The 14,385-nt window shown below is 38.4% G+C and carries 6 protein-coding genes; all 6 read right to left on the bottom strand.

What is annotated here, in order from left to right; genetic code table 11:
• Positions 1-23: 23 nt before the first annotated feature.
• On the bottom strand, positions 24-4,289 hold the full coding sequence (gene rpoC / locus BOQ64_RS06420; protein ID WP_129054305.1) for a DNA-directed RNA polymerase subunit beta': 4,266 nt from the start codon (positions 4,287-4,289) through the stop codon (positions 24-26).
• 122 nt (positions 4,290-4,411) lie between these two features.
• The gene (gene rpoB / locus BOQ64_RS06415; protein ID WP_129054303.1) at positions 4,412-8,233 is read right to left on the bottom strand and encodes a DNA-directed RNA polymerase subunit beta; all 3,822 of its coding nucleotides are present in this window, start codon (positions 8,231-8,233) and stop codon (positions 4,412-4,414) included.
• A gap of 419 nt (positions 8,234-8,652) precedes the next feature.
• Positions 8,653-9,186, bottom strand: a complete 534-nt coding sequence (locus tag BOQ64_RS06410) for a hypothetical protein (protein WP_129054302.1) — start codon at positions 9,184-9,186, stop codon at positions 8,653-8,655.
• Between the two features lie 13 nt (positions 9,187-9,199).
• Positions 9,200-11,596: a DUF11 domain-containing protein gene (locus BOQ64_RS06405; RefSeq protein ID WP_129054300.1), complete on the bottom strand. Its 2,397-nt coding sequence runs from the start codon at positions 11,594-11,596 to the stop codon at positions 9,200-9,202.
• A 180-nt stretch (positions 11,597-11,776) separates the two neighbouring features.
• Positions 11,777-12,673 carry a T9SS type A sorting domain-containing protein gene (locus BOQ64_RS06400; protein WP_129059664.1) on the bottom strand — a complete coding sequence of 299 codons (897 nt, stop codon included), beginning with the start codon at positions 12,671-12,673 and terminating at the stop codon, positions 11,777-11,779.
• The gene (locus BOQ64_RS06395) at positions 12,640-14,376 is read right to left on the bottom strand and encodes a hypothetical protein (RefSeq protein WP_129059663.1); all 1,737 of its coding nucleotides are present in this window, start codon (positions 14,374-14,376) and stop codon (positions 12,640-12,642) included. Before BOQ64_RS06395 ends, BOQ64_RS06400 begins: the two co-directional genes overlap by 34 nt.
• Positions 14,377-14,385: the final 9 nt, after the last annotated feature.

Here is a 14,385-nt window from a genome sequence, read left to right as displayed (position 1 = left end):
TCCCAAATTTCAAATCATTAAATTTAGTTAAGGTCTTCGAATTCTTTCTTAGAACCTACGATAACATTCTGATACTCTTTAAGACCTGTACCTGCAGGAATTCTGTGTCCTACAATTACATTTTCTTTAAGACCGTTAAGATCATCGATCTTACCAGCAACTGCTGCTTCGTTAAGAACTTTAGTTGTTTCCTGGAACGATGCTGCAGACATGAACGATTTCGTTTGAAGTGCCGCTCTTGTAATACCTTGTAATACAGGAGTTGCTGTAGCAGGAAGAGCTTCTCTTACTTCTACTAAACTTTGATCTTCACGTCTCAATTTAGAGTTTTCATCTCTTAATTCTCTTGCAGTAATCATCTGACCTGGCATAAATTCTTTAGAATCACCAGCATCTACAACTACTTTAAGACCGAATACTCTGTTGTTCTCTTCTAGGAAATCATACTTGTGTTCAAGAGCTCCTTCAAGGAATTGAGTATCACCTCCATCTACGATAGATACTTTTGTCATCATCTGTCTTACGATGATTTCGAAGTGCTTGTCGTCGATTTTTACCCCCTGTAGACGGTAAACTTCCTGGATCTCATTTACTAAGTATTCCTGAACAGCTGTTGGACCTTTAATTCTTAAGATATCGTCTGGAGTAATTGATCCGTCAGAAAGTGGCGAACCAGCTCTCACGAAGTCATTCTCCTGTACTAAGATCTGGTTAGATAATTTAACTAAGTAAATTTTTCTTTCTCCAGTTTTAGCTTCAACGATAAGTTCACGGTTACCTCTCTTAATTTTTCCGTAAGAAACTACCCCGTCGATTTCAGTAACAACCGCTGGGTTTGAAGGGTTTCTTGCTTCGAATAATTCGGTAACTCTCGGAAGACCTCCGGTGATATCCCCTGCTTTTGCAGATTTTCTTGGGATCTTGATTAGGACTTTACCAGCCTTAATTTTCTCACCATCGTTTACCATTAAGTGGGCTCCTACCGGTAAGTTGTAAGCTTTTTGCTCAACTCCTTTAGAGTCTACCACCTTCAGGGTAGGTACGGCTTTCTTATTTCTAGATTCAGAGATTACTTTCTCTTCAAATCCTGTCTGTTCGTCAATTTCAAGTTGGAATGAAATACCCTGGATGATATCCTCGTATTCTACCTTACCTGAAGTTTCAGCAATAATTACTGCGTTATACGGATCCCATCTACAGATTGTATCTCCTTTCTTCACTTTATCACCTGGTTTCACAGATAATATAGATCCGTAAGGTACGTTAGCTACCATTAATGGAGTTCTAGACTCATTATCAGCAACTAATCTGAATTCTGTTGAACGGGAAACTACAACCTCAGCTGTATTACCGTTTTCATCTTCAGAAGTAATTGTTCTTACTTCATCCATTTCTACGATACCATCTCTTCTTGCAACGATAGATGGGTTTTCAGAAACGTTACCTGCGGTACCCCCTTGGTGGAAGGTTCTCAACGTAAGCTGAGTTCCTGGTTCCCCAATTGACTGTGCACCGATAACTCCTACTGCCTCACCCATGTGAATCATCTTACCTGTTGCTAAGTTTCTACCGTAACATTTCGCACAGATACCTTTTTTAGCTTCACAAGTAAGTGGTGAACGTACTTCAACAGCTTCTAATCCTGCTGCCTCAATTTTCTTAGCTAATTGCTCAGTAATTACTTGGTCAGCTTCAGCGATTAATTCATCACTTTCAGGATCATAAATATTGTGAAGAGATACTCTACCTAAGATTCTTTCAGAGATTTTTTCAACGATCTCGTCATTTTTCTTAAGTGCAGTAACTTCTGTTCCTCTTAAAGTTCCACAGTCATCTTCTGTAACGATAACGTCCTGTGCAACGTCTACCAATCTTCTGGTTAGGTAACCAGCATCGGCAGTTTTAAGAGCGGTATCCGCAAGACCCTTACGAGCACCGTGGGTAGAGATAAAGTACTCTAAGATGGAAAGACCTTCCTTAAAGTTTGCAAGGATCGGGTTTTCGATGATCTCCGCACCGGTAGAACCAGCTTTTTGCGGTTTCGCCATCAAACCTCTCATCCCTGATAACTGACGGATCTGTTCCTTAGAACCCCTCGCCCCAGAGTCAAGCATCATGTATACAGAGTTGAAACCACCTTGGTCAGTTTTCATTCTGCTCATGATCATTTCAGTTAATCCAGCGTTGGTATTAGTCCAAACGTCGATTACCTGGTTATAACGTTCTGTATCGGTAATTAGACCCATGTTATAGTTAGCTCTAATTTCGTCTACAGTTTCAATTGAAGTAGCAATCATCTGCTTTTTCTCCACAGGTACTACGATATCTCCAAGAGAGAATGACAGACCTCCTTTGAATGCGTTTGAATACCCTAGATCTTTCATTGCATCAAGGAACTTCACAGTTGTAGGGAAATCTGTATCAGCAAGGATCTTACCGATAACGTTTCTCAATGATTTCTTAGTAAGAAGTTCATTGATATATCCTACCTGCTTAGGTACAATTTGGTTGAATAAGATTCTACCTACAGAAGTTTCGATCAATCTTGTTACGATTACACCGTCTTCTTTAACTGGTAGTCTACATCTTACCTTAGCATTTAATGAAACTCTACCTTCTGCATAAGCGATTTCCGCTTCTTCAGGAGAATAGAATGCAAGACCTTCACCTTTTACTTTCATCTCTTCTGTAGAGCTTAATTCTTTAGTCATGAAATAAAGACCAAGAACCATGTCCTGAGATGGTACTGTAATTGGAGAACCGTTTGCAGGGTTCAAGATGTTTTGAGAACCTAGCATTAATAACTGAGCTTCAAGGATCGCTTCTGGTCCTAACGGTAAGTGTACCGCCATCTGGTCACCATCGAAATCGGCGTTGAATGCTGTTGTTACTAACGGGTGTAGTTGGATAGCTTTACCTTCGATCATCTTAGGTTGGAAAGCCTGAATACCAAGTCTGTGAAGAGTAGGTGCCCTGTTCAATAGTACCGGGTGACCTTTCATCACGTTTTCTAGGATATCATAAACTACTGGTTCTTTTCTATCGATAATTCTCTTTGCAGATTTTACTGTTTTTACAATTCCTCTCTCGATTAGTTTTCTAATGATGAACGGTTTGTAAAGTTCAGCTGCCATATCTTTAGGGATACCACATTCGTGAAGCTGTAAGTTTGGACCTACAACAATTACCGAACGCGCAGAGTAGTCAACCCTTTTCCCTAGTAAGTTCTGACGGAAACGACCTTGCTTACCTTTCAATGAATCAGAAAGTGATTTCAATGGTCTGTTTGATTCAGATTTTACTGCAGAAGATTTTCTTGTGTTATCGAATAATGAATCTACTGATTCCTGAAGCATACGCTTCTCGTTTCTCAAGATTACTTCAGGAGCTTTGATCTCCAATAATCTCTTCAAACGGTTATTTCTGATGATAACTCTTCTATAAAGGTCATTTAAGTCAGAAGTTGCGAAACGTCCTCCATCCAATGGAACCAATGGTCTTAGTTCTGGTGGGATAACTGGAAGAACACGCATGATCATCCACTCTGGTCTGTTGATCATTCTTGTATTAGCACCTCTTAATGCTTCTACAACGTTCAATCTTTTAAGAGCTTCAGTTCTTCTTTGCTTAGAACCTTCGTTGTGAGCTTTATGTCTTAAGTCGAAAGACAATGAATCAAGATCAATTCTTTTTAATAATTCCTCAACAGCTTCAGCACCCATTTTAGCGATGAATTTGTTTGGATCAGAATCGTCAAGATATTGGTTTTCTACAGGAAGAGTTTCCATAATGTCAAGGTACTCTTCTTCTGTAAGGAATTCCATGTTCTCGAAATCAGAACCGTCTAATTTCTTAGCAATACCTTGTTGAATCACTACATATCTTTCGTAGTAGATGATCATATCTAATTTCTTAGAAGGAATTCCAAGAAGGTATCCGATTTTGTTTGGTAATGAACGGAAATACCAGATGTGTGCAATTGGAACTACAAGGTTGATGTGCCCGATTCTCTCTCTTCTTACTTTTTTCTCAGTAACTTCTACTCCACAACGGTCACAAACGATCCCTTTGTAACGAATTCTCTTGTATTTACCACAAGCACATTCGTAATCCTTTACAGGACCAAAGATTTTCTCACAGAATAGCCCGTCTCTTTCAGGCTTGTGAGTTCTGTAGTTAATAGTTTCCGGTTTTAAAACCTCTCCTCTTGAGTCCTGTAAAATAGACTCAGGTGAAGCTAAACCGATGGTTATTTTATTAAATCTACTTGATTTATTTTTATTTGACATAATTTTTTTTAGATTTTAGATTTCAGATTTCAGATTTCAGACGAAATCTTCATTCCAAATTCAAGGATTATAAAATTCTTAGAGTGCCATAGTCTGACATCTTGTGTCTGACATCTGATATCTTACTCCTCCAATCTTACGTCTAATCCAAGACCTTGTAACTCGTGAAGTAATACGTTGAATGATTCTGGAATACCTGGTTCAGGCATAGATTCACCTTTTGCAATTGCTTCATAAGTTTTTGCTCTACCAATCACGTCATCCGACTTCACAGTAAGGATCTCTCTCAGGATGTTAGATGCACCGAATGCTTCAAGTGCCCAAACCTCCATCTCTCCGAATCTCTGACCACCGAACTGAGCTTTACCTCCTAACGGCTGCTGAGTAATCAATGAGTAAGGACCAATAGAACGTGCGTGCATCTTATCATCAACCATGTGTCCTAGTTTCAGCATGTAGATAACACCCACTGTAGCTGCCTGTGTAAATCTTTCTCCGGTACCACCATCATAAAGGTGAGTGTGACCGAATTTAGGAAGACCTGCTTTCTCAGTATACTCAGTAATCTGATCAAGAGTTGCTCCATCGAAGATTGGCGTAGCGAACTTCATTCCTAATTTCTGACCAGCCCATCCAAGAACTGTTTCATAGATCTGTCCGATGTTCATACGAGAAGGTACCCCTAGTGGATTCAATACGATATCTACTGGTGTTCCGTCTTCAAGGAATGGCATATCTTCTTCACGAACGATTCTTGATACGATACCTTTGTTACCGTGACGTCCTGCCATTTTATCCCCTACATTCAGTTTACGTTTCTTAGCGATGTAAACTTTAGCCAACTTCATGATACCTGCTGGAAGCTCATCTCCGATTGAAATTGCGAATTTTTCACGGTTTTTAACCCCTTGGATGTCGTTATATTTGATTTTGTAATTGTGAATCAATTGTTTGATCAATTCATTCTTGTCAGCGTCTACTGTCCAGTCTGAACCGCTTACGTTTACATAATCTTCAACTGAAGTTAATAGCTTGTGAGTGAACTTCACACCTTTACCGATGATCTCTTCGTCAAGGTCATTTTGTACCCCTTGAGAAGTTTTACCGCTTACCAGTGTATTTAATTTTTCAATTAAAGTATTTCTCAACTCGTCAAACTTAGCCTTGTAAGTGTTTTCAATCTCTTCAAGTTTAAGTTTTTCTTCAGTTCTTTTCTTTTTGTCTTTAATGTTTCTAGAGAACAATTTCTTGTTGATAACAACCCCTCTTAATGAAGAGTCAGCTTTTAATGATGCATCTTTTACATCACCAGCTTTATCACCGAAGATTGCTCTAAGAAGTTTTTCTTCAGGAGTCGGGTCAGATTCACCTTTTGGAGTAATTTTACCAATCATGATATCTCCAGGCTTCACTTCAGCACCGATTCTGATCATACCGTTCTCGTCAAGATCTTTAGTAGCTTCTTCAGATACGTTTGGAATATCAGCTGTAAGTTCTTCCATACCTAATTTAGTATCACGAACTTCCAGGGAATATTCATCTACGTGGATTGAAGTAAACCAGTCTTCACGTACAACTTTTTCGTTGATTACGATTGCATCCTCGAAGTTGTACCCTTTCCAAGGCATGAACGCTACTACTAAGTTTCTACCAAGAGCTAATTCTCCTTTTTCAGTAGCATAACCGTCGCAAAGTACCTGTCCTTTTTCCACTACATCACCTACTCTTACGTTTGGTCTTAGGGTAATGGTAGTACTCTGGTTAGTTTTTCTAAACTTAGTAAGGTTGTATGTTTTAGTAGCAGACTCGAATTGTACTAAATCCTCATCTTCACTTCTTTCATATTTGATAGTGATCTTATCAGCATCTACGTACTGTACTGTACCTGTACCTTCAGCGTTAATTAAGATTCTTGAATCTCTTGCAACTTGTTGCTCAAGCCCTGTACCTACAACTGGAGCCTGTGGCTTCAATAGAGGAACGGCCTGACGCATCATGTTAGATCCCATCAATGCACGGTTCGCATCATCATGCTCCAAGAATGGAATTAGAGAAGCGGAAATACCAGAGATCTGGTTAGGTGCAACGTCGATAAGGTTAACCTGAGCTGGCTCAACTACTGGATAGTCACCATCTAGTCTTGCAATAATTCTGTCTGTTAAGAAATCACCATTATCACTCAATTCAACGTTTGCCTGAGCAATTACTTTGTCTTCTTCGTCTTCTGCATTCAGATAAATAGGATCAGCGTTAAGATTAATCTTACCATCTTCTACTTTTCTATATGGAGTTTCGATGAAACCAAGGTTGTTGATTTTTGCATAAATACCTAAAGATGAAATCAAACCGATGTTTGGTCCTTCCGGAGTTTCAATCGGACAAATTCTTCCGTAGTGAGTATGGTGAACGTCACGAACCTCGAAACCTGCTCTTTCTCTTGATAAACCACCAGGCCCTAGTGCAGATAATCTTCTCTTGTGAGTGATCTCTGATAGAGGGTTGGTTTGGTCCATGAACTGAGATAGCTGGTTGGTACCGAAGAACGAGTTAATAACAGATGTTAAAGTCTTAGCGTTAACAAGGTCAAGTGGAGTAAAGATTTCGTTATCTCTAACGTTCATTCTCTCCTTGATTGTTCTTGCAATTCTTGAAAGACCTACTCCGAACTGTCCTGCTAATTGCTCACCAACAGTTTTAATTCTTCTGTTAGATAAGTGGTCAATATCATCAACCTCCGCTTTAGAGTTTACAAGTTCAATTAAGTGTCTTACGATTGCAATGATATCTTCTTTTGTAAGAACCTCAGTTGTAGTTGGAATGTTAAGACCTAACTTTTTGTTTAGTCTGTAACGTCCTACTTCACCTAAAGAGTATCTCTGCTCAGAGAAGAATAATTTTTCAATAATTCCTCTTGCAGTTTCCTCATCTGGTGGATCTGCGTTTCTTAACTGACGATAGATGTACTCTACTGCTTCTTTCTCAGAGTTAGTAGGGTCTTTTTGTAATGTATTCTGGATGATAGAGAATTCATTGCTGTTTTCTTTGTGAATCAGGATAGATTTCACACCAGCATCTAAGATAAGATCTAAGTGTTCTTTCTCTAGAATCGTTTCTCTATCTAAGATGATTTCGTTTCTTTCGATAGAAACTACTTCACCTGTATCTTCGTCTACGAAGTCTTCGAACCAAGTGTTCAATACTCTCGCAGCCAATGTTCTCCCTTCTACTTTTTTAAGGGCTGCTTTAGAAACTTTCACTTCTTCAGCAAGGTCGAAGATCTGAAGGATATCCTTATCAGATTCGTAACCGATAGCTCTTAATAAAGTTGTTAATGGTAACTTTTTCTTACGGTCGATATACGCGTACATTACGCTGTTGATATCTGTTGTAAATTCCATCCAAGATCCTTTGAAAGGGATAATTCTTGAATAGTAAAGTTTGGTTCCGTTAGCGTGGTAAGTCTGTCCGAAGAATACACCCGGAGATCTGTGTAACTGAGTTACGATTACACGCTCTGCTCCATTGATAATGAATGAACCAGAAGGAGTCATGTAAGGAACCGGACCTAAATATACATCCTGAACCACTGTTTGGAAATCTTCGTGTTCCGGGTCAGTACAGTACAGTTTAAGTCTTGCTTTTAGAGGAACTGAATAAGTAAGTCCTCTTTCCACACACTCATCGATTGAATAACGTGGAGAATCTACCAGATAGTCTAAGAATTCTAATACGAATTGGTTTCTTGAATCCGTAATTGGGAAATTCTCTTGGAAAGTCTTGTAAAGAGCTTCTGTCTTTCTGGCTTCAGGAAGTGTATCAAGCTGGAAAAATTCTCTGAAAGACTCGATTTGGATGTCCAAGAAGTCTGGAGTTACAATTTTTCCTTTCGCTGATGAGAAATTAATTCTCGGATTTCCTTGAGTTGTTGATTTTGTTTTACTCATAAAACTTTTAAGAAAGGGTTAAAAAATATTTTGATTCATTTAAAAATATCAGGAATAGAAGAAAGAAAATAGAGAAAAGATAAAAGACATGGAGATATTTGGCGCTATCAGAAATAGTCTTTATTCTTTGTTCTTTATTCTTACAGTCTGATTCCTAACTGCAACACTGGTATATCTTTTCACAGCGTAATGCAAAATATTTTTCTTACTTTTGAGACGGTATTACCCGCAATATCTATAAACACGAAATCCCTTCCATGCTATTACACAATGAAAGAGTTGATTTTCAGTATTTTATAAATTTACAAACAATTTTTCGCGCCAAAAGAGGGGCAAAGATACAAAAAAAAATCTATAATAACAAATAAAACCACTTCAAAATGAAGTGGTTAAATATTATTTCTTACTCAAAATATAGATTAAGGTTTCCAGAAAGTCCAGTTATTTCCATTGAAAACAGCCAAAAGCTTGGTTGTTGTATCATAAACTACCATTCCTGGTGAGGGGTTAATAATATTAGTTTGAGGGATGGCAACTTTAGGAAGAACCATAGCTTTATTTGTATCTTCCAGTACCAGAACTCCCGGGGTGGACGTTAATGTTCCAATACCTACTTTTGCAGTAGAGGTTTCGGTTGCTGAATTCTGAATAGTTACACCATCTACAGTTGTGACAGGGTCAACCGTTGTTCCGGATGTATTTACGGTAAGATCTTTCCAACCTGAAGCATACTTTATCTTTACTTTTTTATCAGCAAGATCATATACCATCGTTCCATTAACTACTCCTGTAACAGAAGCAACATTGGTCACCCATGGTAAAATCAACCCTCTGTTACCTGATCCAAAATCAAGAGATACAGATGGAGAAGCAACCGTTGTTTTACCAATAGCAACCTGTGCATTAGCGAAAAAGGAAAATAAAACAAAGCTGATTACTATACTATTTTTCATAATTTTCAATTTATTAGTTAACATCAGGACAAGTTTGTGTATTAAAACATTTCCATCCGGAAGGAGTACCATCCGTATTCACCTGAAGGCAATCCAAAGTTGTATTATAAATCATCATTCCTTCTACCAGGTTAGCTGCAGGAATTATAACAATCTGAGGTGTGGTAAGCCTATTCAAAACAAATCCTTTAGTTTTAGCTTCCAACGCCATCCATCCTCCTTTTCTCACCATAGGCCAATTGGCACCACCTGCTCCTGCTCTATTCAAGGCTGTAATTCCTTGGTTTGTGTCTAGAATTGTTCCGGAAGTTACCGATGGTTTATAGCAAAGACATGCATTAACAGCAGCATTTTGAGAAGATCCAAGCCCCTGTCCCTGATCTCCGCCGATATCTGCAGCCCCTCCACTATTAACAAGAGCAGGAACTCCCTGAGCATCAACAGCTCCAGGTATAGATCCATTTGCATTGATCTGTAGTATCTTCACATTTTCATCTCCCTCAAGAGAATCAAAGCACCCATCATTATCAGAGTCTAAATCCAAATGATTAAATGTTCCATCTCCATCTGTATCACAAGTAAACGCCAAAACTGAAATATTATCCAAAGACCAATCGTCTAATGCATTGGTAGATCTGAAAAGCAATGTAGCGGTATCCGGAACAGGACCGTTAGGAATATTCAAGGTAAATGTCTGGGTAGTAAATCCGGTTTGATTAGCCGTTGTAAAAGGTACAAAACTAGAAGTAGCTCCATTACTCAATACAATGGTAACATTATTCACAGTAGTGCTTCTCGTTGTACCATTACTAACTGTTGCATAAAGAGTCCCATTTAATAATATCTGTAAGCTTGCCGTAGACCCGGAAGCATTACTTCCATCCTGCGCCCCCAAAGTAAGGCTAAGAGGAATAAAGTTATTGGTATTCGTTAAGTTATTTAAAGTCTGAGAAGCATCTTTATTGGATACGTTATCTGTGGTAATATTAATATCTGTTCCGCTCGCTACCCATTCCGGAGCCAGTGTCCAGCCATTAGCATTTCCTGTAAACGTTCCATTTGTTACAATATTATTTCCGGGGCATTCAATATTATCAAGAATACCATCATTATCATCATCCAGGTCCGAAGTGTTACTTATTCCATCTCCATCATTATCTGCAGTTGTTACTCTTACACTGGCTGTATTATCTGCTGTATCAGGATCATTTAAGGCTCCGGTAATGGTTGCAGTATTCAAATAACTTCCAGGCGCACTCACTGTAGCTGTTACTGTAAGAGTAGCATTTGCTCCTGAAGCCAGATTCCCAATTGTCCAAACTCCCGTAGAATTATTATAAGTCCCTACAGATGGTGTAGCACTCACAAATGTCAGTCCTGCAGGAAGCAGATCATTGACCACAACGCCTGTATTATTAGAAGCTCCGTTATTCGTAGCAGTTACAGTAAACACAACATTACTGCCTGCTACTGGAGATGCATTATTTACAGTTTTCGTTACTCTTAAATTAGATTCCTGTACCGTAAATCCAAGCATATATCCATCTCCTCCGGTATTAGCTGTCCCGTGCCAATTCGTTCCCGTATTAGTTGCTGCTCCGCGGGTATACACTCTCAATGTCAGCGTTGTGATTCCCGTTCCAGAAACAAGTACTGTACCTCTTGAAACGTTTGCTACCGCACCATCCGGAGTAGTAGCAGAGTTTAAGATTTGTGTAGAAGTAACATTTAAAAATGTTGATCCGGAAACTTTAGAAAAAGTCACAGGTACATTAGACGACAAATAATCAAACTCAGCAGAATAGTTTTGTCCGTTAGACGTTCCTCCTAATGCATTAACCTGCAAATACGGATTATTTACAGGTCTGCTGAAAGTAATAGTCATATCCGCCATCTGCCACCTTTGATTTGTTGCTCTCGCAGCTGTACTTAATGGTTGAACATTCGTGAAAAGATTAATTGCCCTATTAACAGTAACATCAATCCCAGTCCCTACCGGTGCACCGCTACTCGTAAAAGGAGTACTTACAGTGGTATTCCCAAAAGAATTCATTAATGTTAAAACAGGTTCACCCGTATATCCCATAAGAACAGCCCCATTATACCCTGGAAAATTTGTCTGTGTATACTGTTGATTACTCAGCGTAAAAGTAACGTTCAAAGGAGTAGGATTTGCATAGGTAGCAAAAGTATTCCCTGTAGGATTATCAGTATTATTCCTTAACCTGATAGAAGTAGTTCCTACCGAGTTGGTAACATTCGTCGTAGGGTTTCCATCCCCGTCCGCCATTTCCAAAGAAGCATTTTGAGCTTTCAAATGGAAGATTGAAAAAAGCCCTATTGCAAAGACCAGTTTCTTCTGAATTAAAAATTTCAGATTCCTAGATAAGTCAAAATAGTTTAAATTCATATTTTTATATCAGTATTTAATATTAAAATTAATCATTTTATGTTGTTTTTTTGCGAAAAATAATAATATTTAACAACCAATTCTTAAAAAATATTAGAATATATTTTCAAAATCAATGATCTATCATAAAAAAAGGCTGCCCGAAACGAGCAGCCTTCACCTTATTATGAAGTTACAAGATTATTTCACAATAACCTTATAAGATTTCAAAGTTGATTTAGTTTCAATCTTAATGATATAAATTCCTGTAGGCAACGCAGCGGTATCGATACCTGTGCGTGCAGAGAATTTACCAGACTTCACCGCTTTTCCTTCGGCAGAGAACAATGTATAATTTCCTTCTTCTGCTGCTGTAACCATAAGACTTTCTCCAGCTTTTACAGGGTTAGGGTATATTTTGACATCATTAGCTGCCTGTGTTATTTCTGAAGTTCCTGCATTTTTTGCTGTACCAGTCAATGCATTTTTCAATAATGAAGCATATGGAGAAAGTGGAGAATTCGGAGCACCTCTCTTCACAAGGTCTGTATCTACTACTGCCTGAATACCATCTTTATCACCATCATTAATTGTAGAGATAAATCCACCTCCTAATGTATCAAGGTTTCCTTTTCCTATCTGATACAGATCAAAGTCTGAACCATTAGAAGTAACATCAAGGAAATCAGGAGTATTATCACCATCTACATTTCTAATTGAATATTTTAAAGTTCCGGAATCCGGATACGTTTCCAATACATCTGCCAAACCGTTTTGACCTACTGCAACTCCACTATCAATAACACCATTATGATCTGTATCAATTTGGTTGATTACTGAGACTGGAATACCAGATTCAAACAGATCTAAAATTCCATCATTGTCTGAATCCAGATCACGATAGTTTGGAACAGCATCTCCCAGGATAGGAGTAATTAAGATATCTCCTTCCAGGTCATCATCTTCAAACTTGGCATTCTTATCAAAATCTTCTAGAGAATCCGGAATACCATCATTGTCAGAATCAAAATCACAGGCATCTACAATACCGTCACCGTCTGTATCTAATGTTGGCGACTTATCATTACCACTGTACATCCTTCTGCACAGTCCGGAATACCATTACCATTATTATCAATACTGTCATCTCCGCCAGGGCAACGGTCGAAACAGTTTGGAACTCCATCATTATCATCATCTTTACTGGCAAATGCATTATAGATGTAATAACTCTGAGGAATACGGATTGCTGTTCCACTATTGAAGGTTATTTTCATTCTGTTAAAAGGTTTTGTAGCCTTTCCACCCACATAAAATTTATTGGAATTTGTAGTAAAGAAATTTCCACTGATAAGACTTCCCGAGCTAGTAAAGGTGTCTGTTACCGAGTTTCCATTATATAATGTTACCGTAATATTTTCAAGAACACTTACTCCCAATAGGTTCCCTGCTTTTTCTACTGTAAATCCAGCCATCGTATTGGCAGGAAGCACACTATTACTGCTTACTGTAGCAAATGCTGAGAAAATACTGAAGATTGAAGCAGCCGGAACTGTTGCTGTTGCATAGTTCGATGGATTGTTATCCACAATAGCTTCCGGGCTTGTCATTTTAGCCAAAATAAGGCCTAAGAATCCAGGACCTGATGTCCAGTTTGATCCTGTTACTATATTTCCAGGTACCGCTGATCCACTGGTTTGAATTTTATCATCACACTCACAAGAGATTGGTTCTTCAAAAGCATAGTATACTTTAAGAGCTCCCAAGTTGAATCCAACCGTTTGAGTAATCTTTAACCTTACCTCATTGAAAGGCTTTGTGGTTGTTAAAGTTACTTTTTGTTTTCCTGAACCGTATCCAAGAACTTTAATATTAATCAGTCCTCCGCCATCTGAAAGCTGCCTTGAATCTTGAAGCTGACCAAATAAATAAGTTTCAATCGTAATATTCTTTAAAAATTCAGCACTTAATAATTTCCCCTGATCGTCTGGCTCAATTACAAATCCTGTTCTGTTTCCTGCAGGATATACCTGATTTTTATCTAAAACTCCTACTGAATAAGATCCTAACAATCCTATCGGAAGAACTATTTTTCCAAAAGAGTTTTTATTTCCGTCACCTATATTTTCTTTATTCTGAACGTAAGAAAGCGGAGCGAGGAAACTGCTGCTTCCAGATACATTACCATCTACACCACTTCCTGCAATGATATCATCACAAATTCCGTTGTTATCTGTAGGTACTTTAGTAGGATCAAATGCAAATGCATAGTACACGTTCATTGCGCTGAATACGGAAAGAACATTGGTTTGATATAATCTCACTTCATCAAACTCTTTTGAAGTTTTAAAATGCAAGAATATTCTGTTTTTACTTCCTCCGAATGCCGGCACTGATAAAAGTGTACTGCTTGTAGTAGTTTCCTGAAGAACTCCATTTTTATAAGTACTGATTCTTAATGAACTTAAAAGATCAATCGTAATAAAACTTGTCCCAAGATCCACATTAAATCCGGTAATATACCCAGCCGGATAAGTGGTATTGTTATTTTTTACAGAGATCCCATTTCCGCTTATTAATGAAGCGAAATTTCCCATATTTACGCTGTTATCCAAACTGGCATCCACCACCGGATTCATATTTCCGTTATAGCATGCTAAACAAATCCCGGAATTGTTTACCGGTTTTGCTTCTACCCCCATCCCACGGATAGGTTCATAACCCTGCTGCGCAAATACTGCTGTTGACATTATCAACATCATCAGCATTGCCGCTAGTTTCCCGAATAATTTTTTGGTCATTTTTTATTG

Origin of the sequence: Chryseobacterium sp. CH25, assembly GCF_004119455.1 — a bacterium.
GTDB lineage: Bacteria > Bacteroidota > Bacteroidia > Flavobacteriales > Weeksellaceae > Chryseobacterium.
Note: the sequence above shows the minus strand (reverse complement) of the source record. Positions and strands in the feature narration are given on the sequence as shown.